This window comes from Hyphomicrobium sp. NDB2Meth4 (assembly GCF_900117445.1).
Taxonomy (GTDB): domain Bacteria; phylum Pseudomonadota; class Alphaproteobacteria; order Rhizobiales; family Hyphomicrobiaceae; genus Hyphomicrobium_A.
In genome coordinates this window covers 412,880-434,633 of sequence record NZ_FPEJ01000005.1, presented here as the reverse complement: position 1 = coordinate 434,633, position 21,754 = coordinate 412,880, and the positions used below count along the sequence as shown (strand labels likewise).

Sequence of the window (21,754 nt, the reverse complement as noted above, 5' to 3'; positions counted from 1 at the left end):
TCAGTGGCAGCAGTCGAACTTGTAGACGATGCCGCTGGTGGCCGTGCCGACGACGGGATCGAAGTTGAGCTGGAACACCGGCGAGATGCCACTTTCGGTGCGCGCTTCATCGCGATAGTCGGCGTAGCGCGCTTCGCTGCGCCAGAACCAGCCGTTGTGCATAGCAACTTCCAGGCCGCCACCGATGAACCAGCCGCCGGCGCTGTAGCTTTCCAGTCGCGCGTTGTGCGGGAGGACGGCGCCGGTGTAGCTGTTGTGAAGCGCGCCGCCGGAGAAGTGCGTCTGCGTGTAGCCGACGCTCCAATAGTTGAGGATGTCCGGCGTCATCAGCCAGCCTGCGCGAATGCCGATGAACCAGGTGTTGTCGCTGCTGGTCTCGGCGGTGGTGAAGACCGCGTCGCTGGTATGCCCTTTCATGCTCGAAAAGTCGTAATTGAAGAGTACGCCAGCGACGAACCGCGACGTGAACTGATAGTCGTAGCCGACGCCGACTTCACCGAGCCAACCTTTGCCGCCATTGTCGGTTTGGGCGCACGAGACGCAGCGGCCCGGCGCATAGGTCGTCGTCTCGGCATCCCAAATGCCGTAGCCCAGGCCAGCATTGCCATAGAAGCCCGTCCATGTGGGACCGCGCTCGACGATGGTGGCAGACGTTGCGGGCTCATAACCGTCAGCAGCGGCGGGTCCGGAAGCAAGAGCCGCAAGTGACGCGACGACGACTGAAGCGAGGTGCCGACGCATAGAATGTCTCCGGTGAGCCAAGCGGCTGATCAACGTCTTCCACCGGGTGGACGGATTCTATGTTGCTTGTCGCGAGGCGAACGCCCGCGAGGGTGCGACGACCCACAGGGAAATTCGGGGCGACAATCCGCGGGTATCTGCAAGTCGTTGGGGTTACGGCCAGCGCGAGAAGCACTGCACGAAGTAGGTGCAGGCAGAGAAGAAGCAGCTGCCGTTGGCGACGCCCACACCGATGTGATTCATCTCCGTGCCGACGAGATGCTTTCGATGACCCGAAGAGTTGAGCCACATCTGCAGCGCGCTTTCGGGCGTCGTGCCGTTGCCGCGGGCGATGTTCTCGGTGACGCGGATGACGCGCTGTCCGGCGGTATTGCGGCGGCGGTAGCGGATAGTCGGCGAACTTCCGTCCGGCGCAAAGTGATCGAAATAGCTTCGCCGCGCCATGTCGCGCGCGTGGTCGAAAGCGGCCTGCGTGCAGACAGGGTCCTCCTTGAACTCTGGAAGACCGTTGCGGCGACGGAAGGCGTTCGTGAGCTTGATCGTCTCGGCGGCCTGGCGCGCGAGGTTGTTCAAAGGCGGGGGGGCCGTAGCGGGCTTGGGTGCAGGCGCTTCGGTGCGTGGGATGGTCTGCGTCTGCCAGCCCTGGCCGCTGTCGGCCGCAACTGTCGGCGATGCCGATAAGGCGGTCAGGAGCAGTATTGGCCACGTCCGCACGATGCAGCGCGGTTTCATCTAAGGGGATTCCTAAGCAGCACGGCTCTGCGCTCTGGCGGGGCGAGGCCCTGCTGTCGAACGGGGCCAGCGAGAATCAATCAAGCTTCGAACGATGCGTTGGCATTGGCGCCTTTTGGAGGCAGCGGCGGGTGCCGTGACGCGCGGATCGGTGCGCATTCAGCCGATGCAACCGATATGCTGCAGGCTTCGTTAAACCGGTGCTGCATAGGCTGAGAAAGAGAAAATGCCAACTCCAGGAGACGCACGCATATGAAGCTCTACTACTCGCCGGGTGCCTGCAGTCTTGCCGATCACATAGCGATGCACGAGGCCGGCTTGCCGCTGGAACTCGTGAAGGTCGATCTCAAGACGCACAAGCTCGAAGACGGCCGCTCGTTCCTGGACATCAATCCGAAGGGATACGTGCCGGCGCTTCAGTTCGACGATGGCGAGCTGCTGACTGAGAACGTCGCAATCCTGAGCTGGGTCGCCGATCAGAAACCTGAACTGGTGCCGGCCGGACATCTCGGACGCTACCGGATGCTGGAAATGCTCGCCTACTTCTCCAGCGAGCTTCACAAGGCATTCCATCCGCTGTTCGTGCCGCAAGCGAGTGAGGCGGACAAGCGGCAGGCGCGCGCGGCGGTGGAGAAGAAACTTCGGTTCGTAGCGACGCAATTCAAAGGCCCGTACCTGTTCGGCGCGCACATGAGTGCGGCCGACGCCTACCTCTTCGTAATGCTGACGTGGGGGATGGACATGGGCCTCGATGTGCCGGACGCCCTGGCGGCGTTCGCCGAGCGCATGCGCGAGCGGGCGGCAGTGAAGCAGGCGCTGGCGCATGAGGGGCTCGAGTGACCTTGCAGGCTGCTTACAGTTTTCAGACTTGAGCGTCTGGGGGCCGTTTTAAATGTCAATGGAAATTGATATTGGAAATGTTCTCATTTGACTTCGCGGAAAGGGAAATTGCTGACGTGAATAGTTGCGGCTTTTAGGCGCCGGATGGCGTTGAAATGTCGCCGCAATTCGGTCAAGTCAACTTTCGCGTGCAGGCGCCCTGACTCGCTCAAATGTGCGAATTCGGTAAAGCGCCGGCACCAGCGTCACCCACTGAGTTCATCGATATTATCGTGCTGTATCAGTGTATTACTTTTCTAGCACGGCGGCTGGTGATGGGTTATTGCTGGCCTTTGAAATAATTCATTCGATTACAACCGGCGCGATCACAAAGTTTTTCTATCCTGAAATCAGTGCAATCTTCCTGCGAAAATAATTTCAGAAACGGGGCTGGAAATTGGGATTGGCCTCTGCCAGATATTTGCCGCCGGTTGACTGACCAATTCGATCGGAAACCGGGCAACGGGCTCGGGCCTCTACCGGGCCGGACTGCCCGCACCCACCATGGGGCGGGCGCAACTGAAGAGACGCGACACAATCCCCCACAGGAGAGTTAGGATGACCTACAGCGAGTACATCCCGTTTCAGCAGAATGCCCAGCAGGGCTGGGGTCACGGTGGTTCGTTTGGACAGGGCGGACAGGGTTGGGGCCACCAGGGTGGTCTCGGGCAGGCAGCTTTCGGGCAGCAGGGCTTTGGCCAGCAGGGTTTCGGCGGCGCTGGTGGCTGGCAGCAGAACTACGGCGGTGCGCCGTGGCAGCAGCGTGGGCTGTCGCCGCATGAGGTGGGTGAGATCGTCCGGCATCTGGCGCCGCTGCTGCCGATGATCGTGAACCAAGCGCAGCAGCCGCATGCTGCTTTCGGGCAGCAGAACTACGGCGGTGGCTTCGGCAGCTGGCAGCAGGGCTACGGTGGTGGCGGCTTCGGTGGCTTTGGCCAGGGCCAGCGCTATCTGTCTCAGCATGACGTCGGCGAAATGGTGCGCCAGATCCTGCCTGCGCTGCCTCAGATCGTCAGCATGCTGCAGGGGCAGTATGTCGGCGCCCAGCAGTATGGCGGCCTCGGCCAGGCTGCCTACGGGAACATGGGCAACGCGTGGGCATGCGCGCAGCGCCAGTCTGGCCAAGGCGACATCGGCGAGGTCGTGCGCCAGCTTTCCGCTGTGCTGCCGCAGGTGATCAGCAATTTGCAGGCGTTCAATCAGCAGCAGCAGCGCGCGGCATAGTTCGCCGCGCGTTCGCTTTTCAACTGAAGGGGAGGCTCGCCACTGGGGGGCCTCCCGCAGCTATTGAATGGAGCTTTGCAATGTCGAACTCACAAGGAGCCAACGCCGGATATTCCGGTGGCGGGCGCGACGCCGATCTTGATCCGCAGCGCCTCGTCGGCCTTCTGGAGAATCTCGTTCCGCTGCTACTGCATCTGCAGACGCAAACCTTCGGACAGGCCGGGCCGCTCGGCTACCAGGATGGGCGGGGTGCACGGTTGGAGCAGCAGGCCGCGGTGGCGTTCACCGAGGATGTGATCCTCGATGCGCTACGCAATCTTTCGACCTACGTGCAGCGCAATAGTGGGCGCTATCAGGGGCTCGATGCCTATGGGTCGGTCATTGCCGATGCGCGGCGTTCTCTGGCGGCGCAGGACTATCAGCGCGCGCTGACGATGATATTCGAGATGTACCGGGCGATCGCGGTGATGCGGGCTATTCGTCCGGAACTGCCGCCGGTGCGGCAACGCGCGCAGGACGAGATGCAGGGAGCTGGCGACGTCGTGCACTGAGTAGCTGCAGGACTGCAGCATTCCAGCCGTCCCAGACGCGGCAGGTGAGGGTGCTTCACCTGTTGGAGCCCCACCTGTTGCCGATGGGCCGCGGCACCTGCGCCATATTCGCCTCCTAGGCTGCGCACAGCGCGGACGTCCTGATACGCTCTTGCCAGAGCAAACAGGAGTCGGCGAACGGGCGTGGCCTTTTTCGGGGGTTTTGACGCAATCGCGGTCGGCGTTCAGGAGCCGACGTTCTGTGCGGGGGGGCGCGCTGCCTCCGCCGACGCGGCCCTAGGCGCGCTGGCGCGCCGCGCCATTCAGCTCGGCGATCGAGCATTTACTGCGGAGGATCTCAGGCGCTCGTGTGCGGCTTTCGCCGATGCACAGCTGCCCGCTGAGGTGCGCCGCCGACTGCATCGGGCCATCAACGACCGGCGCAGCGGACGCGCGATCGCGGGGCTTACCGTGCTTCTGGCCGTATGCGGATGGATCAGCGGCGGCGATGAAGGCGCGCGGCTTTCGGTCGCCGGGGCGCTGACGCCTAGTGGCGCTGGCAGCGGGCCGGAAACGCGCGCGGCGCTTCGGCAGCGGCGCGACGCGCGCCGACTGCATGCTGGCGAGGCGCTGGAGCTATTCGCGGTCGTCCACGAGATCTGCCGGCGCGCTGGCATGCGGCGCGTACCTGAACTCTACGTGCTCACTGGCGAGAGGTCCATGAACGCCTATGCGCTCGGCACGGCTGACGATGCCGTCATCACGCTGACGCGAGGGCTGTTGCAGGGCATGACGAAAGACGAGGTGGCGGCGATCGTCGCGCACGAGATTGCGCACATCTGCAATGGCGATGCTTCGACCATGACTGTCGCCGGCAATCTGCAGCGAGCGATCGGAATTGTCACCGCTGCCAGCATCGCCTCTGGCGGACGGCGCGGGGTTCCCTCTTCGCTGCTTTCGCTGTTGCATGCAGCGCCCGCAATTGCCGAGCTGTTGTGCCTCGGTCTGTCGCGCATGCGGGAGCTTGCAGCCGATGCGTTCGCGCTCGATCTCATCCCGAACCCCGGCGCACTGGCCTCGGCGCTAGAGAAGCTCGAGCATCATCACATGGGTCGGGCAACTGCCCCGCGCTTTGAAGTCGAAGGAGATGCGTCGGCCTATTTGCGCACACATCCATCGACCGGACAGCGCTTGAGCTTCGTGCACATTCTGGCCTGACGCAGAGGCGCTGCCAGGTCCTGTCGGCGCCGCCCCGTTGCGCTTTGTCTTCGGTCAGGGCTTCGGTTTTGGAAAGAAGCGAACCGACAGCTCCTGATAGACGCCATCGCGGTTGATGAGGCTTGCGGATGCGTCGGCAATCAGTGCGGTCGCCATCAGTGCCACCAGCATACTGTGGTTGTCGGACATCTCCGACACGATGACGAAGCCAGTGATAGGCGCGCGTACGACACCGGTGAAATAAGCCACCATGCCGAGCAGGACGATCGGGGCTGCCGTTACCTGATCGAACAGGCGCGCGATCTCGGCACCGAGGGCCGCGCCGACGGACAGCGATGGCGAAAAGATGCCGCCCGGCACACCGCTGACAGCCGACAGCGCCGTGGCAATGAGCTTGAGCGGGGCATAGATGATCGGAAGATCGGCATTCTCGTGCAACACGTGACGTGCCTGCTCATAGCCGGTGCCGAACGTGTCTCCGCCGGTTGCGAGGCCGCATAGCGCAACGCCCAGGCCGCATAGGGTAGCGAACCAAACCGGATGGGCGGTGATCCACGATGCGGCGCGCTGTGGGAGTTGATTGGGGACCGTGACAAGCATACGGCTGAAGACGGCACCGAATAGACCGCCGGCGACGCCGCATAGAGGGACAGCCAGCCAGGCAGTGTTGAGAGGAAGCGCCGAGCCGGTGAAGCCAAAATACGTGTAGTCGCCGAGCAATATCTGCGCGGTGAGGCCCGCAACCACGATGCCGCCGACGATGAGGCCGCTGGTGCGGAGCTCGAAGCTGCGGCTCATCTCTTCGATGGCGAACACGACGCCGGCGAGAGGCGCATTGAATGCAGCGGCGATGCCTGCGGCGGCACCGGCGAGGATGAGATCGGGCTGGCGGCGCGGGCTGCGCTGACCGATGAAGGACATCACCGATGCACCGACCTGAACGGTCGGACCTTCGCGTCCTGTCGAAGCGCCGACCAGCAACCCGAGCAAGGTGAGAACGACCTTGCCGATGGCAACGCGCGCGCCGACGAGCATGTTGCGCGCGCGGCGGTCGGCGATTTTGCGCGCTGCGATCGCTTGCGGGATGCCCGACCCCTGCGTGTTGGGGAAAAAGCTCACGGCCAGCCACACGGCCAGTCCGAAGCCGAGAGGCGTTACCACCATGGGCGCGTAAGGCCAGCGCTCGACGAGCATCTGAAATGCCTTCTGCGCGTAGTCGGCTGAGATGGTGAGGCCCACGGCGGCGAGGCCCACGGCTATGCCGCCGATCACGAAGACGAGGCGTCGCCGCCATCGTCCGAGATTGACTGACAATGACCGGCTCTCGCGAAGGGAGAAGTGGGGAAGGACCATGGAGCGGATGCCTGGGTGGTTTCCCGCACCAAGCACGGGCTGAGGCATGATCTGATCCGTTCAAGGCTTGGCGTCAAGCATTGGGAGGGCCAGCGGGCCGCGAATGGTCGCGGCGGATGGCGCGTGCTCGCGCCGTCGTCTTCGCTAGGCCGCGGGGCAGAACGACTCAGTCAGACTGCTCGCCGGTTTGCTGTGAGGTATGCGGGGTATGCCTCCATCGGTGCGTACTCGCTGTGACTTGATCTGCAGCCGGGAATTCTGCCTTGTTACATTTCATTTCAGGACTATCGGTCTCCCGCGGGCCACGCCGCCTGAGCGCAAAAAACGCCAGTGCGATGGCTACGCTTGCCGATGGCCCGACTGGCGGCTAGGACTCCTCACATGATCGGGGCGGGACCAAAACACATTGTGTCGGTGGCGATGCTGGTGGCCGGATTTGCCATCGGCAGCGTCGCGCTAGCGCAGGACAATGCGCCGGCCAATTCCTGGAAGCCGGTTACGTCACCAGATGCGGGTGCGGCGCCTGCGAAGCCTGCAGCGCAGCTCCCCAGAGAACCATCGGATGCCGACGAGGTGCCGAAGTCGTGGGCTCCTCCCGGGCTTGGTTCTCCGCCCGCTGGCGCTCCGCAGGAGAAGGTTTGCCAGAAAGCTGAGTTCGAGGCCGTCGTTGACGATGCGGCTGGTGCGCTGCGCGATCTCAATCTGGAGAACAAGCCGGCTTTCCAGGAGAAGTTGCGGGAACTCAAGGAGAAGCGCGGCTGGAGCCACGATGCCTTCTTGAAGGAGGCGGCTCCGTTCGTGCGCGACGACAAGATCGCGGTTTACGACCAGGAGTCGGAGCGGTTGTTGTCCGACATCTCTTCGCTGGGGCAGGAGGGTGCGGAAGCGCCGTCGCCCGACTGCGCACTGCTTGCCGATCTCAAGGCGCGCATGAAAACGCTGGTCGATACGCAGACCGCGAAGTGGAGCTACATGTTCCAGAAGCTGGATGCGGCGTTGAAGCAGTAGCGGACTACTTACGCACCCAGCCGTTGGGGCCGAGGTGCTCTTGCGGCTGATAGCGCATCTTGTAATTCATCTTGCGCGAGCCGTTGATCCAATAGCCAAGGTAGAGATACGGCAGGCCGAGCGTCTTGGTGTACTCGACGTGCTCGAGGATCATCGATGTGCCGAGGCTCAATTGCTCGGCGGTTGGATCGTAGAAGCTGTACACCATCGAGATGCCGTCGGAGAGCAAGTCGCACAGAGCAACGGCTTTGAGCGGCCAGCTATCAGGATCGCTGTCGAGCGGGTTCTCGGGCTTCTCGCGATACTCAGTGACGAACGTGTTGATCACGCTGTCCTCGACCATCATGGCGTAGTCGAGAACGGTCATGTCAGCCATGCCGCCGTCGGAGTGGCGCGCATCGATGTAGCGGCGGAAGAGCGCGAACTGCTCCGAAGTCGGTTCGGGCGGTACGCGACGGGCATCGAGATGTAACGTCTTTTCGCGCGCACGGCGCATCGAGCGGGAGACGACGAACTCGTCGACGACGATGCGCACAGACACGCAAGCCTGGCAGCCCTCGCAGTACGGCATGTAGGCGATGTTCTGGCTGCGGCGGAAACCACCGCGCAGAAGATTGTCGATGAGGCCGACCGGCTTTTCCTGGGTGAGGTGCGTGAAGAGCTTGCGCTCCTGCCGGCCAGGCAGATACGGGCAGGGCTGAGGGGCAGTGACGTAGAATTCCGGAAAGTGCTTCTGCTGCTCCGTCATCCGCCGAAATCCCTCAAGGTGGACTAAGGCGCCGACGGCGCCATCAACCGTAAGCTGATGATAAGTTGGGGCTTAGGGCTTGATCAAGGCACCTGTCGAGGTTTGGCTCAGCAATTGACAAAAGCCGGGGCGATGGTGCCCGGAATGGCCCAGCAACTCTACCCGAGCCCCTTGGTCTGGGTGTGCCCATAGCAGGCATTGGCTTCGAGGAAATCGATGATCCTGCTGGCGATATCGATGCCGGTAGCGCCCTCGATGCCTTCCAGGCCGGGAGAAGAGTTAACCTCCATGACGAGGGGGCCCCGGCTGGAGCGGACCATATCGACCCCGGAAACGTTAAGGCCTAGCGCGGTGGCGGCGCGTACCGCGATACGGCGCTCCTCGGCGGTAAGCTCAACCTGGGTGGCTGAGCCGCCGCGATGGACGTTGGCGCGGAACTCTCCTGCGCGGCCCGTTCGCTTGATGGCTGCAATCACATCGCCGCCAATGACGAGCGCCCGGATGTCTGTGCCGTTCGCCTCGCGGATGAATTCCTGCACCATGATGTTGACGTTGGCGGCGCTGAAAGCCTCGATGATCGATTTCGCCGATCCTTGGGTTTCGGCGAGAATGACGCCCATGCCTTGTGTGCCCTCGAGAAGCTTGATGACGACAGGGACGCCGCCGACCTCTTTGATCACCTCCTCAGCGCGGCGGGGACCATGGGCAAAAGCGGTGACGGGCAGACCGATGCCTTCGCGGGCGAGGAGCTGGAGCGCACGAAGCTTGTCGCGCGAGCGGCCGATGGCGACGCTTTCATTGAGGGGGTAGACGCCCTGCATCTCGAACTGCCGCAGGACGGCAAGGCCATAATGGGTGATCGATGCGCCGATGCGCGGGATGACGGCATCATAAATCGGGAGGCGCTCGCCGTTGTAGCGCAGGACCGGCTGGTTGGACGTGATGTTCATGTGGACGTGCAGGGTATTGATCACGTCGATCGAATGGCCGCGCGCGCGGGCTGCTTCGCACATGCGCACGTGCGAATAGAGCTGCGGATTGCGAGCGAGCATCACGAAGCGCATCGAGCACTCCCAGTGTCTCGATTTCGGAAATCGCCAGCGCTTGCTGCTGGACCGGAGGACGAGTGCCGGATCACGGCGGACACTAGGAAGATCGTTGACAAGCTAGTGCAGCATCCAGATCGCGGAATTGCCCGGGCACCCGGCAGCGGATGATAGCGAACTTCGCGCCCATCACACCAGGATCACGGCTAACGGCCGATGAACTCAACCGAATATCGGCTGTTGCGTGCATCAGGTGCAATTGCGGGAAAAGTTAGGCCCGCAGCGTGCGGCGCTGCGGCCCTCCCGTCTATGATGGATCAGACGCGGCGCTGTGAGGGCTTAACGCCCAGCAACGCAGGGGGCTTTGAAGATGCCGTGTCCTCAATGGCTCCGGCGGGGCCTGTGGGCTGCTCTTCCTCGATCGAGGCGTAGAGAAGCGTTGCGGCTGACGCAATCGTCACAAAAAGAATGATCAGTCCGAGCAATGTCCGCTTCAGCGCCCATTGCAGGGTTGGACCCTGCAGCATCGCGACATTCGTGGCCTCAACGCTCTGCGGCGCCGTGGTCGTCGACATGGCTTTCGCACTCTATTTCAAGGTGGAAGTTGGCTTGGCGTTCCCCGTGGGCTGTGGTTCCGCCCACTTTTTCCACAACATCCATGGAAGACCTGATGCGTACGGTCAAGACTCGTTAATGCGGCTGCCGACAACTCCTTTCTTGACGTGGTGGAGCAGCCACTCTCCCCCGTTGGACGGGCATTTGCGGCCAGTGATAAGGGCTGCAGCTAGAGCCTTGGCGGGAAAACCGGTTTGCAACCGGGAGTGAGCTAGAGGCTCGGACGGGACTGACGCGCGAGCTCTACCGTCGCCTGAAGATCGATCTTTCCCGTGGCGAGCAGCGGTACGGCTGGGACGATGAGAATCGACTTGGGGACCCAAAGTTCGGGGAAGCCTTCGCGCCGGGCGTGAGCGAGGAGTTCGTCTTTGCTCGCCGCAGCCTTGTCGGTAACCAGCAGCAACTGCTCGCCCTTGCGCGGATCGGGGAAGCTGACGACGACGTGCTGGGCGTCGTTCCACAAGCCGCACGCGAGCGTCTCGATGGCGCCGAGCGACACCATCTCGCCGCCGAGCTTGGCGAAGCGCTTGGCACGTCCGCAAATGCGTACAAAACCGTCCTCTATGGCGACGATGTCTCCGGTGTCGTGCCAGCCACCGTCGGGCGGGATGATTGAGCCGGGCTTCTCCGGGTACATGTAGCCGGCCATCACGTTCGGTCCGCGGACGAAGAGGCGTTTGCCTTCGCTCAGTCCCGGCACGTCCTCGAGCCGGGCTTCAATGCCCGGGAGGAGGCGGCCGACCGTGCCATCGCGGTTGTCGTCGGGCGTGTTGACGGCAAGCACCGGGGAGGTCTCGGTGACGCCATAGCCTTCGAGCAGCACGGCGCCCGAATTGGCCCACAGATCGCGCGTCGGCTGCTTCACCTTCTCAGCGCCGGCAACGGCGAAGCGGAGCGTGTCGAGCTGGCCGGGGTCGGCGACGCGCGCGTAGCCGGCAAGGAAAGTGTCGGTGGAGACGATCCACGTCGCTTTCACCTTCTCGATGAACTTGGGGATCTGCTTGTAGTGCAGGGGGCTCGGATACAGGGCGCACTTCACGCCCGCGAGCAGGGGCACGAAGGTGCCCGCAGTGAGCCCGAACGAGTGGAACATCGGCAGCGGATTGACGAGCACTTCGCCCGGCACCAGCACGGCCGAAAGCTGCGCGATGGACTGCTCGACGTTGGAGACGATGTTGGCGTTGGTGAGCACGACGCCTTTGGGGGCGCCTTCGGTACCCGAGGTGAAGAGAATGACTGCCGGGTCGTCGGCCTTCGCTGGCGACTTGCGGAAGACGACTTTACTGGCAAGCGCGCGCGCTACGCCTGCGATCTTGTCGGCGATGCCGATGCGTTTGCGTACGTCCTCAAGATAGACGATGCGTGTCTTCTGACCCGGCGCGTATTCGGCGTTCGCGAGGGCGTCGATCAACTCTTCGAAGTTGCCGGCCTCGACGAAGCGCCGCGAGGTGAGAATGGCGCGAAGACGGGCGGTGCCGATGGCTGATGTGAGAGCCTTCTTGCCGGCGGAAAAGTTGAGCAGGACGGCCACGCGGTCATAGGCATTTATGCCAAGAATGGTGACGACGAGACCGATGGCATTGGGCAGCAGAACTCCGACGTTTTCGCGGGGGCGCGCCAGGCTGCGCAGCTTGCCGCCGAGGACGAGGCTTGCAAGCGTCAGGGCGCGGTAGGTCAGGGCTGTGCCGTCAGCGTCTTCGACAATAACGCGATCTCGACCGTGCCGATCCGCTGCCTCGAGGAAGGCGGAAAACAGCGTGGTGCGGGCGTGGTTGGGATCGAATGTCTGCGTCATCGAAAAGCTTTGGAGGCTCTAGTCTGGGCCGGCGCGCGCCGAAATCTGCGGCTAGATGCCGTTGTAGTCGGATGTGTCGCAGGCGCAATCGAGATCGACTTCGCAACTGCAGCATACGACGCGTGCGGCAGATTGTGCGTTGCAGCAAAAATTGCCGGAAAAGGGGGCAGCAGAATGGGCATGAATTGAAGCAAAACGCCGCAGCGAAAGCGTCCGTTGCGGCGAAAAATCTAATATTTGCAGCATTTTAGTGTGCTCCCGAACCTGTTTGCCATTACTTCCCGGTATGTTCGGGAATTGGGCATTTTCTGCACAGGAATGAAACTTGAGCAGGGGTCGATTCGGGCCTACGCTTGAGTCAAGATCAACAAGAAACGACGAGGACGCGACCAAGGTGGATCCGGCCCTTCTTGAGAGGGCGCTTTCGGCAGGAACCTTGGGGTGTCCCATGATAGAAGTCGTCGCGATCGTCTGCTCCATCCAGGTACCGAACCGGTGCAAGGACGTGCATCTGTCATTCGCCGCGGAGTCGGTGACGCCGCAGCAATGCATGATGTACGGCCAGGCCGAGCTGGCGAAGTGGACCGTCGGCAATCCCGACTGGCAGATTCGTAAATTCACGTGCGGCCGCTCCGGTCGTTACGCGAAGGCTTGAGCGGGGCCGGCTTACGTGTCGGCCTCGGCTATACGAGTTGCCCTATGCCCTTGTCGGATTAGTCTTTTGGACAGCCGCAGACAGGAAGCAGACAGGCAGGCGAAGATTACGATCCAATCTATTGGCTGCAGCCACAACATTTAGCGTTTGCCGTTGACTTGAAGACCATCATCGCCTCCCTAGTCGCGATCGCTCGAGCGCGGTTAGAAGGAGAAAGCGATGTCAGAATCAGAGCCAAAGTTTGCCACCCTCGCTGTGCATGCGGGGGCCGCTCCCGATGCCTCGACCGGCGCGCGCGCTACGCCGATCTATCAAACGACGTCCTATGTCTTCAATGACACGGACCATGCCGCCTCGCTGTTCGGGCTTGAGGCGTTCGGCAACATCTATACCCGCATCACCAATCCAACGCAGGCCGTGTTGGAAGGGCGCGTCGCCGCGCTGGAAGGCGGCACCGCTGCGCTGGCCGTTGCCTCGGGACATGCGGCGCAGTTTCTAGTGTTCCATACTCTGCTGGAACCGGGCGACGAATTCATCGCCGGACGTCAGCTGTATGGTGGGTCGATCAACCAGTTCAATCACTCGTTCAAGAAGTTCGACTGGAACGTCGTGTGGGCCGACTCCACCGATCCGCAAAGCTTCGAGAAAGCCATTACGCCGAAGACGCGGGCGATCTTCGTGGAGTCGATCGCCAATCCCGGCGGCGTCGTCGTCGATCTTCCAGCGATTGCTGCGATCGCCAAGAAGGCGGGCGTTCCGTTCATTGTCGATAACACCCTGGCGACACCGTACCTGTGCCAGCCGAAGCAATTCGGGGCCGACATCATCGTGCACTCGATGACGAAGTTCATCGGCGGCCACGGCAATTCTATCGGTGGTGTACTGGTCGATGCAGGAACGTTCGACTGGCTCAGCGCAAAGCATCGCTACAAGACTCTGGTGGAGCCGAATGCGTCCTACAACGGCATGGTGATCGGTGAGACGTTCGGCAACTTCGCGTTCGCCATCGCCGCGCGCGTGATGGGCCTGCGTGACCTCGGGCCGGCGATCTCGCCGTTCAACGCCTTTATGATTCTCACCGGCGCGGAGACGCTTCCGCTGCGCATGGCACGCCACAGCGAGAATGCTCTCGCGGTTGCCTCGTGGCTGGAGAAGCACCCGAAGGTTGCGTGGGTGAGCTACGCTGGCCTGCCTTCGAGCAAGTATCATGAACTTGCCAAGAAGATCTGCCCCAAGGGCGCGGGCGCCGTGTTCACGTTTGGCCTCAAGGGGGGCTACGAGGCGGGCGTCAAGCTCGCATCCGGACTGAAGCTGTTCAGCCTGCTCGCCAACATCGGTGACACGCGCAGCCTCGTCATTCATCCTGCTTCCACGACGCATCGCCAGCTCACGGACGAGCAACGTATCGCCGCCGGTGCTGGGCCGGATGTCGTCCGTCTGTCGATTGGCATCGAAGACAAGGACGACATCATCGCCGACTTGGAACAGGGCTTGGCGCGATTGTAATTGCCGGGCCGACCTACTGAGCCGCAGGACGGATCAAGGCGTAAGCGCCTTGATCAACCACGGCTGATAAACGGGTACGCTCGCGTTCCAGTTCTTCCAAGTCGCACTGCGCGATCGATCCGCGGTGTGCATCGGCAATCACCAAATCAGCATGCCGCTGCAGGGTGGCGGTGCGGTGGGCATCGCGCTCACAGCTCGCAACCGTTGCCAGCACCTGCAGGATTTTGCGTTGGACCGATGGCTGGCTCGACGCGTTCTGGCGAATTGTCTGCAGCATTGCCTCGACGAGTTCGTCGTAGTTCATTTTGGGCACCACGAGCACGGCCTTGTCTTCGCGCGTGCTCACTCCGTTGGGCAGCTCTTTGCCAACCAGTTCGCATAGCGCACTGCCGAGCCGATCGAGGACGCCGATGGCGGTGTGCGGGTCGTTGATGCCCGCCGATAGCGCACGCACCGCAACCTCGACAAGTTGCGCGATGCTCAAGCGGAGGTCATCGCCGCGGCGCTTGGTGCCGAGCGCAGTAGCGTCTTCGATTGCGTCCTCCGCGCCATCCACCATCGGCTTGATCAAGGCGATCGGCGCATTGGGCGAGACGAAACTTCCTGGCCCGTTAAGCAGGCGGATGCTCGTTCCGTGCTCGGACGCCCAGTCAGCGAGGCCGCCTTCATCAATGTGCTGCAGGTAGCCGCTACGTTTGCGGACGATAGGCGCCGCGTCGCTCCAGAAGGCATCGGAGGGGGCCGCAGTCGGCTCGGCGTCGATGCGTTTGATTGCGGCGTCTACATCGTCGCTGACGAGGTCAATGACCGTGTCGACGTTGATGCGCTCAGCCATGTGGGCGACGAACCAGACGAGCGTCGCTACGCAGATGAACGCCAAGAGGATGGCGAGGGACAGCGCAACGTGGGGAATGAACTGGCCCTCGCTCGGGCTGCGAACCGTGCGCAGCACCAACAGCGCATAGACGAAGGTGCCGATGAAGACGCCGAACGTGAGCTGATTGCCGCGGTCGCGGGTGAAGTTCTGCAGAAGCCGCGGGCCCATCTGGCCGGAAGCCAGCGAAAGTGCGGCGATGGTTATAGAGAATACCGTTCCGACCACGGCGATGGTCGACGAGGCTATGGCGCCCAGAACGGCACGGGCGCCAGTAGGACCGCCGCGAAAGATCCAGGCGCTCTCTTGGAGCCGTTCGGGAATCTCGAATGCATGGTCGAACTGCACCATCGCGAAAGACAGTGCCACGCCACCCAGGAGCATCAAGGCGGGTATGAACCAGAACGCCTCAAGCAGGTCGTCGATGAGCTTGTGATATCGGGCGACCATCGGGGCTCCCATCTGCCAGGATATGGCGATGCTATTGTTTAGCCCTTAAACTCGTGGACGGACAATTTCGTTCGGCTGTGAGGAAATCAGCTCCGGCGCGGTTAACTGTCGTGCAGTTCAATCGAGTCTACGCGGTCGGCATAGAACGCAACATGCTCCTTGATCTGGCTCACAGCGTCGTGCGGGTCCTCGTAGGACCAGACCGCGTTGAGCGAGCGGTCGCCGCCAGATGGCACGCTGTAATAGTTGCTCTTGCCTTTGTAGGGACAGTAGGTGACGTGCTTGGTGCGCGTGAGCATGCTCATGTCGACGTCTGTGCGCGGGATGTAATAGACGGGGGGATAGTCGGCCTCGCGTAGCGTGAGAGCGGCGCGCGTATCGGCCAGAGTGCGTCCGGCGACCTTGACGACGATGCGACCCGGCTGGGCGGTGATGGTGATCGGATGGTCGGGGCCGGGAATTTTGATGGGTCGGGTGGCCATGGCGATGCCTCGGAGAATGCTGAGGCAGCTTATGTGGGGAGCGGTGTGCCGCGCGGAAAGTCTTTGGGTGGCATGGGACGCGCGCGACTCTACTCGACCTTCTTGGACAGGCGCGCGATGCCGATGGTCTGGCGGTGCCAGTCTTTGATGGGCATGGCAGGGAAACCCCCGACAACGGTCTTTGCTGCGACGTCGCGCATGACGCCGCTCTTGGCGGCGATCTGTGCGCCGCTGCCGATGGTCAGGTGATCGGCAACTCCGGTCTGCCCGCCCATCATCACGCCGTCGCCGACGGTGGTGCTGCCGGCGATACCGACCTGGGCGCAGATCACGCAGTGACGTCCGAGACGGACGTTGTGTCCGATGTGGACGAGGTTATCGAGAACGGAGCCGGCGCCGATGATGGTGTCGTCGGTCGCGCCGCGGTCGATGGCGCAGTTGGCACCGATCTTCACGCCTTCCTCGATGATGACGCGGCCGAGCTGCAGCATGCGCTCTAGTCCGGCGGGTCCCGGGACGAAGCCGAAGCCTTGCGATCCGATGGTAACGCACGTCTCGATCTCGACGCGGTGCCCGAGCAGAGTATGGCTGATGGTGCAGTTGGCGCCGATGCGGCAGTCGTTGCCGATGAGCACGCCGTCGCCGATTACGACATTGGGGCCGATGTAGCAGCGCTCACCGATATCGACATCGCGGCCGATGACGGCGCCGGGGTCGATCTGCGTCCCGGGGCCAATGCAGGCGCTGGCATGCACGTGGGCGCTGGGGTGTATGCCGGGGGTCGGCACGGCGGCGGGATAGAAGAGCCGTCCGACTTGCGCGTAGGCGCGGCGCGGGTCGGCGACGTAGACCAATCGGGAGCCTTCAGGGACGTGGTGCGCAAGCTTGCGGCTGACGATGATGGCGCCGGCGCGGGTGGTTGCGAGCGCGCCCATGTAGCGGGCGTCGGAGAACACGCTGATGTCGTCGGGACCCGCCGTTTCGAGCGTGGCTATGTCCGCGAAGGCAATCGCTTCTGTTTCGGGGGGCAAGGGCTCGGCGCCGATGAGCGCCGCGATGTCAGACAGCAGAAAAGGGCCGGCGCGATGGAAAAAGCGAGCGTCAGCCATTGGGACACACCCTTACGCGTTGAGCGGTACTGCACAAAGATATTTGGATAGAAGCCGATCGCTTTCGCGGCCGGCTTCGCGCTCAGCATACGCTATCGCCTGTGAAAGCGCATCAGCCTGTTTATGGACGCACGTCGCTGGGGCAGCTGCGGCCAGTTGCAACCGCTGCGGCTAGGAAGGATCTTTCAATCCCGGCCGGGTTTAACCATTGTGCGGCTGCCGTGCCCGCATGAGGTGCGGCGGTTCACCGCGGGAAGCTGCAATCGTGTCCGATCTTCAAGTCGTCGTCCAGGAAATCACCGATGAGATGCGGGCGATGCCCGATCGCGGCGAGGTGGCCACCTATATCCCCGAGCTTGCGAACGTCGATCCCAATCAGTTTGCGTTGGTTGTCGTCGATGCGCAGGGGAATGTCGCGGCGGGTGGCGATGCAGACGTGCCGTTCTCCATTCAGAGCATCTCGAAGGTGTTCACGCTGACGCTGGCGCTGGGCAAGTTCGGGGACCGGCTGTGGGAGCGTGTTGGTCGTGAGCCGTCAGGGAGCCGCTTCAATTCGATCGTCCAGCTTGAATCCGAGCACGGTATTCCGCGCAACCCGTTCATCAATGCCGGCGCCATAGCCGTCACGGACGCGATCGTGGCAGGCCATCAGCCGCGTGAGGCGTTGGGCGAGATTTTGCGCTTCATGCAGTTTCTCGCGGCGGATGACAGCATCTACATCGATCACAAGGTCGCGGCTTCAGAGGCGCGGACGGGTTTCCGTAACGCGGCGCTTGCCAACTACATGAAGTCGTACGGCGTCATCGATGGCCCCGTCGACTACGCATTGGGCGTCTATTTCCATCACTGCGCGATTGCCATGTCGTGCCTGCAGCTTGCCATGGCAGGCCGGTTCCTCGCGCACTTCGGCGCCAACCCGTCGACGATCCTGCCGGTGGTCACGCCGGAACGCGCGCGTCGCATCAATGCGCTGATGCTCACGTGCGGGCACTACGACGGGTCGGGTGAATTTGCTTACCGCGTCGGGCTGCCGGGCAAGAGCGGCGTCGGCGGCGGTATCCTCGCAATCGCGCCGGGCAAGGCGTCGATCGCCGTGTGGTCGCCGGGGCTCGATGTGTCGGGGAATTCGAAGCGGGGCCGGCTTGCGCTGGAGAGGCTGAGCAAGCGGATGGAATGGTCGATCTTCGGTGCGTGACGCCCGGATTGGCGCCACGCTCGGGATTGGAGCGTACCTTTTTATCGCTCGCAGAAGGCCTGTGCCTCTTCGACTGCGGCTTGATGATACCAGCTGCCGGTATCGATTCTCGGTGTCCGATCGGCGGTGGCCGAGCGGAGGGGGGTGGAGCTGGCTGACGTTATGCTGTCGTGCTGGCGGCCAAGGTTGCGGCGTCCGCCAGGGGGGAAGGCGTATATCGTCGCAGTAGACTGGTGCGAAGTCATTGTTTCTCTCTTCCTTTTGCTCTCGTCTCGTTGCTCCTCTACAGCGCTGTTACGCTGGAACGGGATCATCTCACGATGTGTGAGTCCTGCCGATGCCAAATAAGGGCCCTGCTGAATTAACGTGCAGCAAATGCTCACATTATAGGCACGCCATAAATTGCATCTTTCGCTAGCATTCCGGTCAGGGTGAACCCACTCAGCCGCTATCGGTTCCGCGCCTAGCGCAGCCAGGCACCGGACGAGGTTCGCCCGCTAAGCGGGAGGTCGGAACAGTTGCTGACGTGCTTCGAGGTCTGGTTTGCGCGAGCTCGGCGTCGTCACGGAGCCGGCGATCGCACCGCACAATGCACGATAAGCATCGCTCGATGCCGAGGCTGATGTCCTTGCACGAGCACCAGGATGACCCAGCGACCGCGTCGTCAATTAGGAGAGATTGAGCATGACGAAGTACAAGCTCGAGTACATTTGGCTCGACGGCTACACACCGGTTCCCAATCTGCGCGGCAAAACCCAGATCAAGGAATACAGTGCGTTTCCGAGCCTGGAAGAACTGCCGCTGTGGGGCTTCGATGGCAGCTCGACGATGCAGGCCGAGGGCCATAGCTCCGATTGCGTGCTGAAGCCTGTCGCCGTGTACCCCGATCCCGCGCGCACCAACGGCGCGCTCGTCATGTGCGAAGTGATGATGCCGGATGGCGTCACGCCACATTCCTCGAACAAGCGCGCCACCATCCTCGATGACGCGGGCGCGTGGTTCGGCTTCGAGCAGGAGTACTTCTTCTACAAGGACGGTCGTCCGCTCGGCTTCCCCGCCGCCGGCTACCCGGCCCCGCAGGGTCCGTATTACACCGGCGTTGGCTACAAGAACGTCGGCGATGTCGCTCGACAGATCGTCGAGGAGCATCTCGATCTGTGTCTTGCTGCCGGCATCAACCACGAAGGCATCAACGCCGAGGTGGCCAAGGGCCAGTGGGAATTCCAGATCTTCGGCAAGGGCTCCAAGAAGGCTGCCGACGAGATGTGGATGGCGCGCTACCTGCTTCTCCGCCTCACGGAGAAGTACGGCATCGACATCGAATTCCACTGCAAGCCGCTGGGCGACACCGACTGGAACGGCTCGGGCATGCACGCCAACTTCTCGACCGAGTACATGCGTACTGTCGGCGGCAAGGACTACTTCGAGGCCATGATGAAGGCCTTCGACAAGAACCTGATGGATCACATCAACGTCTATGGTCCGGACAACGACAAGCGTCTGACCGGCAAGCACGAGACGGCGCCGTGGAACAAGTTCAGCTACGGCGTTGCCGATCGTGGCGCTTCGATCCGCGTGCCGCACTCGTTCGTGAAGAACGGCTACAAGGGCTATCTTGAGGATCGCCGTCCGAACTCGCAGGGCGACCCCTACCAGATCGCTTCGCAGATCCTGAAGACGATCTCGGAAGTTCCCGCTGCCGCCGCCAAGGCCGCATAAACTTTATCGAGACGCGTAGAGAGTTGAGCGGCGCCGTGGCTCCCGTCCGGCGCCGCTTTCTTTTTTACGGCCGAGTAAGGGCCGCGGCTGAAATTGATCCAGATCAATTTCAAGCGCCTTCTGGTAAACAATGATCGTGGAATCCAATCTGCCGGAAAATTACATGCGCTCATGATTGCCGTCATTCAGAGCATGATGCTCGAGGATGAGAGATTTGCAGCCGCAACCTATGCGGCGGCTCTCGATAAGGTCGCGATTGTGGCCATTACGAACCTTGCTGGCACAATCGTCTATGCCAACGAGCAGTTCGAAAAGTTGAGTAAGTACTCAAGGGGAGAACTCATTGGGCAAAATCATCGCATCCTGAATTCAGGCCACCACCCGCGATCGTTCTTCTTGGAGATGTATCGAACGATCCGTGGGAGGAAGATCTGGCGGGGCGAGATAAAGAACCGGGCAAAGGATGGCAGCTTCTATTGGGTCGATACCTGGATCGTCCCGCTGATCGATTCGGGTGGAACAATCACCGGTTACATCTCGATCAGAACCGAGATCACGTCACGCAAAGCGCTGGAAGGTCAGCTGAGCAGTCTCAATGTAGCGTTGAGTCATCAGCATGAGTTGATCTCTCATCTGACACACCACGACGCCCTGACAGGCCTGCGGAACTTCGTCAATGCAGACGATGAAGCGTGGGAGTGGGAATCCGACCAGAGGGCCAGCGTTCTCTTCATCGATGTCGACAAGCTGAAGGCCGTCAACGATACGCTGGGACATGCAACCGGTGATGCACTGCTGAAGAAAGTCGCCGAGAGGTTGCTGACATGTGCCCCGCCGAACGCATCGGTATTTCGGTTCGGAGGGGATGAGTTTGTCATCATTCTGAGAGGCGATGCTGCCAGCCACGATGCCAAGAGTGCGGCGGAAGCGATCCTGCAGGCGATGGCTGAGCCGATCTCCCTCGAGTCAAGTGAATTGCCAGTCAGCGTCAGCATTGGCATCGCAGAGCGGTCGAGTGGGCGCGTTGATGCGAACAGACTTCTAACTGAGGCCGACCTCGCTCTGCAGGCGGCGAAGAGTGGTGGCAGAAACTGCTACCGCATCTTTGACCCGGTAATGGAAGTCGAACTGCGAGAGCGTCGGCAGTTGGAGAGCGATCTCGCAAGGGCGTGTGCCAATGGCGAGATAGTGGTCGAATACCAACCGATTATCGATGCGCAGGGAGGGCACGTCGTCGTCTGCGAGGCGTTGGCTCGCTGGAACCATCCTACGCGTGGCCGCATGCAGCCCGCTGAGTTCATTCCGTTGGCCGAGGAGACGGGATTGATACGCCAGCTGAGCGCCTGTGTTCTGCGTCAGGCATGCGCTGACGCAATGGCTTGGCCGTCGCAGATCAAAGTAGCCGTGAACCTTTCTACGCAGCAATGTCAGGCGGGCTATCTGATCGATAGCGTGGTGAAGGCACTTCGCGAATCCGGACTTCCTGCATCACGGCTGGAGCTTGAAGTCACAGAAACTCTTTTCATCGGCAATGGCGACGAATGTGCCGCAATGCTGCGCAGGGTGCATGAGATGGGCGTTACCATTGCTTTGGATGACTTCGGCACCGGTTATTCTTCGCTGTCCTATCTGCGTCGCCTCCCGGTCGATGTGCTCAAAATCGATCGCACGTTTGTTGCCGAGTTAGCGACGTCGGAGAAGGCGCGAGCGGTGGTCGAAGCAATCTGCCGTCTGGCGGACCGGCTCGGTATGTCCACCGTCATTGAGGGCATTGAGACCGTGGAGCAGGCGAATATCGCGCGGCAAGTGGGGGTCGAACGGATGCAGGGCTTTTTGTTCGGGCGACCGGTCGCGGCAGCTGCATTGAGACTGTGA

At 62.0% G+C, this 21,754-nt stretch carries 20 protein-coding genes; 10 read left to right on the top strand and 10 right to left on the bottom strand.

Annotation, left to right across the window (positions count from 1 at the left end):
- Positions 1–741 carry an outer membrane protein gene (locus tag NDB2M4_RS11025; RefSeq protein ID WP_072374601.1) on the bottom strand — a complete coding sequence of 247 codons (741 nt, stop codon included), beginning with the start codon at positions 739–741 and terminating at the stop codon, positions 1–3.
- A gap of 153 nt (positions 742–894) precedes the next feature.
- Positions 895–1,473 (bottom strand): CAP domain-containing protein, encoded by a 579-nt coding sequence (locus tag NDB2M4_RS11020; RefSeq protein WP_072374598.1) that lies wholly within the window; start codon positions 1,471–1,473, stop codon positions 895–897.
- A 252-nt stretch (positions 1,474–1,725) separates the two neighbouring features.
- Here NDB2M4_RS11020 and gstA point away from each other — a divergent pair, with 252 nt between their 5' ends.
- The 4 genes from gstA (at position 1,726) to NDB2M4_RS11000 (ending at position 5,324) form a co-directional block, all read left to right on the top strand.
- On the top strand, positions 1,726–2,313 hold the full coding sequence (gene gstA / locus NDB2M4_RS11015; protein WP_072374595.1) for a glutathione transferase GstA: 588 nt from the start codon (positions 1,726–1,728) through the stop codon (positions 2,311–2,313).
- 597 nt (positions 2,314–2,910) lie between these two features.
- Positions 2,911–3,576 (top strand): hypothetical protein, encoded by a 666-nt coding sequence (locus tag NDB2M4_RS11010; protein WP_072374592.1) that lies wholly within the window; start codon positions 2,911–2,913, stop codon positions 3,574–3,576.
- Positions 3,577–3,656: 80 nt separating this feature from the next.
- Complete coding sequence (locus tag NDB2M4_RS11005) at positions 3,657–4,127, top strand: hypothetical protein (RefSeq protein WP_072374589.1); 471 nt, start codon at positions 3,657–3,659, stop codon at positions 4,125–4,127.
- Between the two features lie 183 nt (positions 4,128–4,310).
- Positions 4,311–5,324 (top strand): M48 family metalloprotease, encoded by a 1,014-nt coding sequence (locus NDB2M4_RS11000; protein WP_072374586.1) that lies wholly within the window; start codon positions 4,311–4,313, stop codon positions 5,322–5,324.
- 54 nt (positions 5,325–5,378) lie between these two features.
- On the opposite strand, the gene NDB2M4_RS10995 is transcribed toward NDB2M4_RS11000, so the two are convergent.
- A complete protein-coding gene (locus NDB2M4_RS10995; protein WP_244536133.1) occupies positions 5,379–6,725 on the bottom strand; it encodes a chloride channel protein in 1,347 nt (448 codons plus the stop codon).
- A 333-nt stretch (positions 6,726–7,058) separates the two neighbouring features.
- On the opposite strand from NDB2M4_RS10995, the gene NDB2M4_RS20345 reads away from it, so the two are divergent.
- Positions 7,059–7,685 carry a hypothetical protein gene (locus tag NDB2M4_RS20345; RefSeq protein WP_210186531.1) on the top strand — a complete coding sequence of 209 codons (627 nt, stop codon included), beginning with the start codon at positions 7,059–7,061 and terminating at the stop codon, positions 7,683–7,685.
- Positions 7,686–7,689: 4 nt separating this feature from the next.
- On the opposite strand, the gene NDB2M4_RS10985 is transcribed toward NDB2M4_RS20345, so the two are convergent.
- The 4 genes from NDB2M4_RS10985 to NDB2M4_RS10970 form a co-directional block, all read right to left on the bottom strand.
- Complete coding sequence (locus NDB2M4_RS10985; protein ID WP_072374583.1) at positions 7,690–8,433, bottom strand: arginyltransferase; 744 nt, start codon at positions 8,431–8,433, stop codon at positions 7,690–7,692.
- A 158-nt stretch (positions 8,434–8,591) separates the two neighbouring features.
- Positions 8,592–9,497 (bottom strand): 30S ribosomal protein S6--L-glutamate ligase, encoded by a 906-nt coding sequence (rimK, locus tag NDB2M4_RS10980; RefSeq protein ID WP_072374580.1) that lies wholly within the window; start codon positions 9,495–9,497, stop codon positions 8,592–8,594.
- Between the two features lie 299 nt (positions 9,498–9,796).
- Positions 9,797–10,054 (bottom strand): hypothetical protein, encoded by a 258-nt coding sequence (locus NDB2M4_RS10975; protein WP_072374577.1) that lies wholly within the window; start codon positions 10,052–10,054, stop codon positions 9,797–9,799.
- 251 nt (positions 10,055–10,305) lie between these two features.
- Positions 10,306–11,889 (bottom strand): AMP-binding protein, encoded by a 1,584-nt coding sequence (locus NDB2M4_RS10970; protein WP_072374574.1) that lies wholly within the window; start codon positions 11,887–11,889, stop codon positions 10,306–10,308.
- Positions 11,890–12,337: 448 nt separating this feature from the next.
- On the opposite strand from NDB2M4_RS10970, the gene NDB2M4_RS10965 reads away from it, so the two are divergent.
- Positions 12,338–12,544: a hypothetical protein gene (locus tag NDB2M4_RS10965; protein WP_072374571.1), complete on the top strand. Its 207-nt coding sequence runs from the start codon at positions 12,338–12,340 to the stop codon at positions 12,542–12,544.
- Positions 12,545–12,763: 219 nt separating this feature from the next.
- Entirely contained in the window at positions 12,764–14,050 is a 1,287-nt protein-coding gene (locus NDB2M4_RS10960) for an O-acetylhomoserine aminocarboxypropyltransferase (RefSeq protein WP_072374568.1), read from the top strand.
- Between the two features lie 13 nt (positions 14,051–14,063).
- Here NDB2M4_RS10960 and NDB2M4_RS10955 read toward each other — a convergent pair whose 3' ends face one another.
- From NDB2M4_RS10955 to lpxD, 3 genes are all read right to left on the bottom strand, one after another.
- The gene (locus NDB2M4_RS10955) at positions 14,064–15,374 is read right to left on the bottom strand and encodes a DUF2254 domain-containing protein (protein ID WP_072374565.1); all 1,311 of its coding nucleotides are present in this window, start codon (positions 15,372–15,374) and stop codon (positions 14,064–14,066) included.
- Positions 15,375–15,475: 101 nt separating this feature from the next.
- Positions 15,476–15,856: a DUF427 domain-containing protein gene (locus tag NDB2M4_RS10950; protein WP_072374562.1), complete on the bottom strand. Its 381-nt coding sequence runs from the start codon at positions 15,854–15,856 to the stop codon at positions 15,476–15,478.
- Positions 15,857–15,945: 89 nt separating this feature from the next.
- Positions 15,946–16,965 (bottom strand): UDP-3-O-(3-hydroxymyristoyl)glucosamine N-acyltransferase, encoded by a 1,020-nt coding sequence (gene lpxD / locus NDB2M4_RS10945; protein ID WP_072374559.1) that lies wholly within the window; start codon positions 16,963–16,965, stop codon positions 15,946–15,948.
- 265 nt (positions 16,966–17,230) lie between these two features.
- Between lpxD and NDB2M4_RS10940 the strand changes: the two genes are divergently transcribed.
- The 3 genes from NDB2M4_RS10940 to NDB2M4_RS10925 all read left to right on the top strand — a co-directional run bounded on the left by NDB2M4_RS10940 (position 17,231) and on the right by NDB2M4_RS10925 (position 21,754).
- On the top strand, positions 17,231–18,160 hold the full coding sequence (locus NDB2M4_RS10940) for a glutaminase (RefSeq protein WP_072375076.1): 930 nt from the start codon (positions 17,231–17,233) through the stop codon (positions 18,158–18,160).
- 684 nt (positions 18,161–18,844) lie between these two features.
- Positions 18,845–19,879: a glutamine synthetase beta-grasp domain-containing protein gene (locus NDB2M4_RS10930; protein WP_072374553.1), complete on the top strand. Its 1,035-nt coding sequence runs from the start codon at positions 18,845–18,847 to the stop codon at positions 19,877–19,879.
- A 93-nt stretch (positions 19,880–19,972) separates the two neighbouring features.
- Positions 19,973–21,754, top strand: a complete 1,782-nt coding sequence (locus tag NDB2M4_RS10925) for a putative bifunctional diguanylate cyclase/phosphodiesterase (RefSeq protein ID WP_083556161.1) — start codon at positions 19,973–19,975, stop codon at positions 21,752–21,754.

Bases quoted from the DNA above. Each gene is read 5' to 3' on its own strand.
- NDB2M4_RS11025 (WP_072374601.1), bottom strand. From the start codon at position 741: ATGCGTCGGCACCTCGCTTCAGTCGTCGTCGCGTCACTTGCGGCTCTT.
- NDB2M4_RS11020 (WP_072374598.1), bottom strand. From the start codon at position 1,473: ATGAAACCGCGCTGCATCGTGCGGACGTGGCCAATACTGCTCCTGACC.
- gstA (WP_072374595.1), top strand. From the start codon at position 1,726: ATGAAGCTCTACTACTCGCCGGGTGCCTGCAGTCTTGCCGATCACATA.
- NDB2M4_RS11010 (WP_072374592.1), top strand. From the start codon at position 2,911: ATGACCTACAGCGAGTACATCCCGTTTCAGCAGAATGCCCAGCAGGGC.
- NDB2M4_RS11005 (WP_072374589.1), top strand. From the start codon at position 3,657: ATGTCGAACTCACAAGGAGCCAACGCCGGATATTCCGGTGGCGGGCGC.
- NDB2M4_RS10995 (WP_244536133.1), bottom strand. From the start codon at position 6,725: ATGCCTCAGCCCGTGCTTGGTGCGGGAAACCACCCAGGCATCCGCTCC.
- NDB2M4_RS20345 (WP_210186531.1), top strand. From the start codon at position 7,059: ATGATCGGGGCGGGACCAAAACACATTGTGTCGGTGGCGATGCTGGTG.
- NDB2M4_RS10985 (WP_072374583.1), bottom strand. From the start codon at position 8,433: ATGACGGAGCAGCAGAAGCACTTTCCGGAATTCTACGTCACTGCCCCT.
- rimK (WP_072374580.1), bottom strand. From the start codon at position 9,497: ATGCGCTTCGTGATGCTCGCTCGCAATCCGCAGCTCTATTCGCACGTG.
- NDB2M4_RS10975 (WP_072374577.1), bottom strand. From the start codon at position 10,054: ATGTCGACGACCACGGCGCCGCAGAGCGTTGAGGCCACGAATGTCGCG.
- NDB2M4_RS10970 (WP_072374574.1), bottom strand. From the start codon at position 11,889: ATGACGCAGACATTCGATCCCAACCACGCCCGCACCACGCTGTTTTCC.
- NDB2M4_RS10965 (WP_072374571.1), top strand. From the start codon at position 12,338: ATGATAGAAGTCGTCGCGATCGTCTGCTCCATCCAGGTACCGAACCGG.
- NDB2M4_RS10960 (WP_072374568.1), top strand. From the start codon at position 12,764: ATGTCAGAATCAGAGCCAAAGTTTGCCACCCTCGCTGTGCATGCGGGG.
- NDB2M4_RS10955 (WP_072374565.1), bottom strand. From the start codon at position 15,374: ATGGTCGCCCGATATCACAAGCTCATCGACGACCTGCTTGAGGCGTTC.
- NDB2M4_RS10950 (WP_072374562.1), bottom strand. From the start codon at position 15,856: ATGGCCACCCGACCCATCAAAATTCCCGGCCCCGACCATCCGATCACC.
- lpxD (WP_072374559.1), bottom strand. From the start codon at position 16,965: ATGGCTGACGCTCGCTTTTTCCATCGCGCCGGCCCTTTTCTGCTGTCT.
- NDB2M4_RS10930 (WP_072374553.1), top strand. From the start codon at position 18,845: ATGACGAAGTACAAGCTCGAGTACATTTGGCTCGACGGCTACACACCG.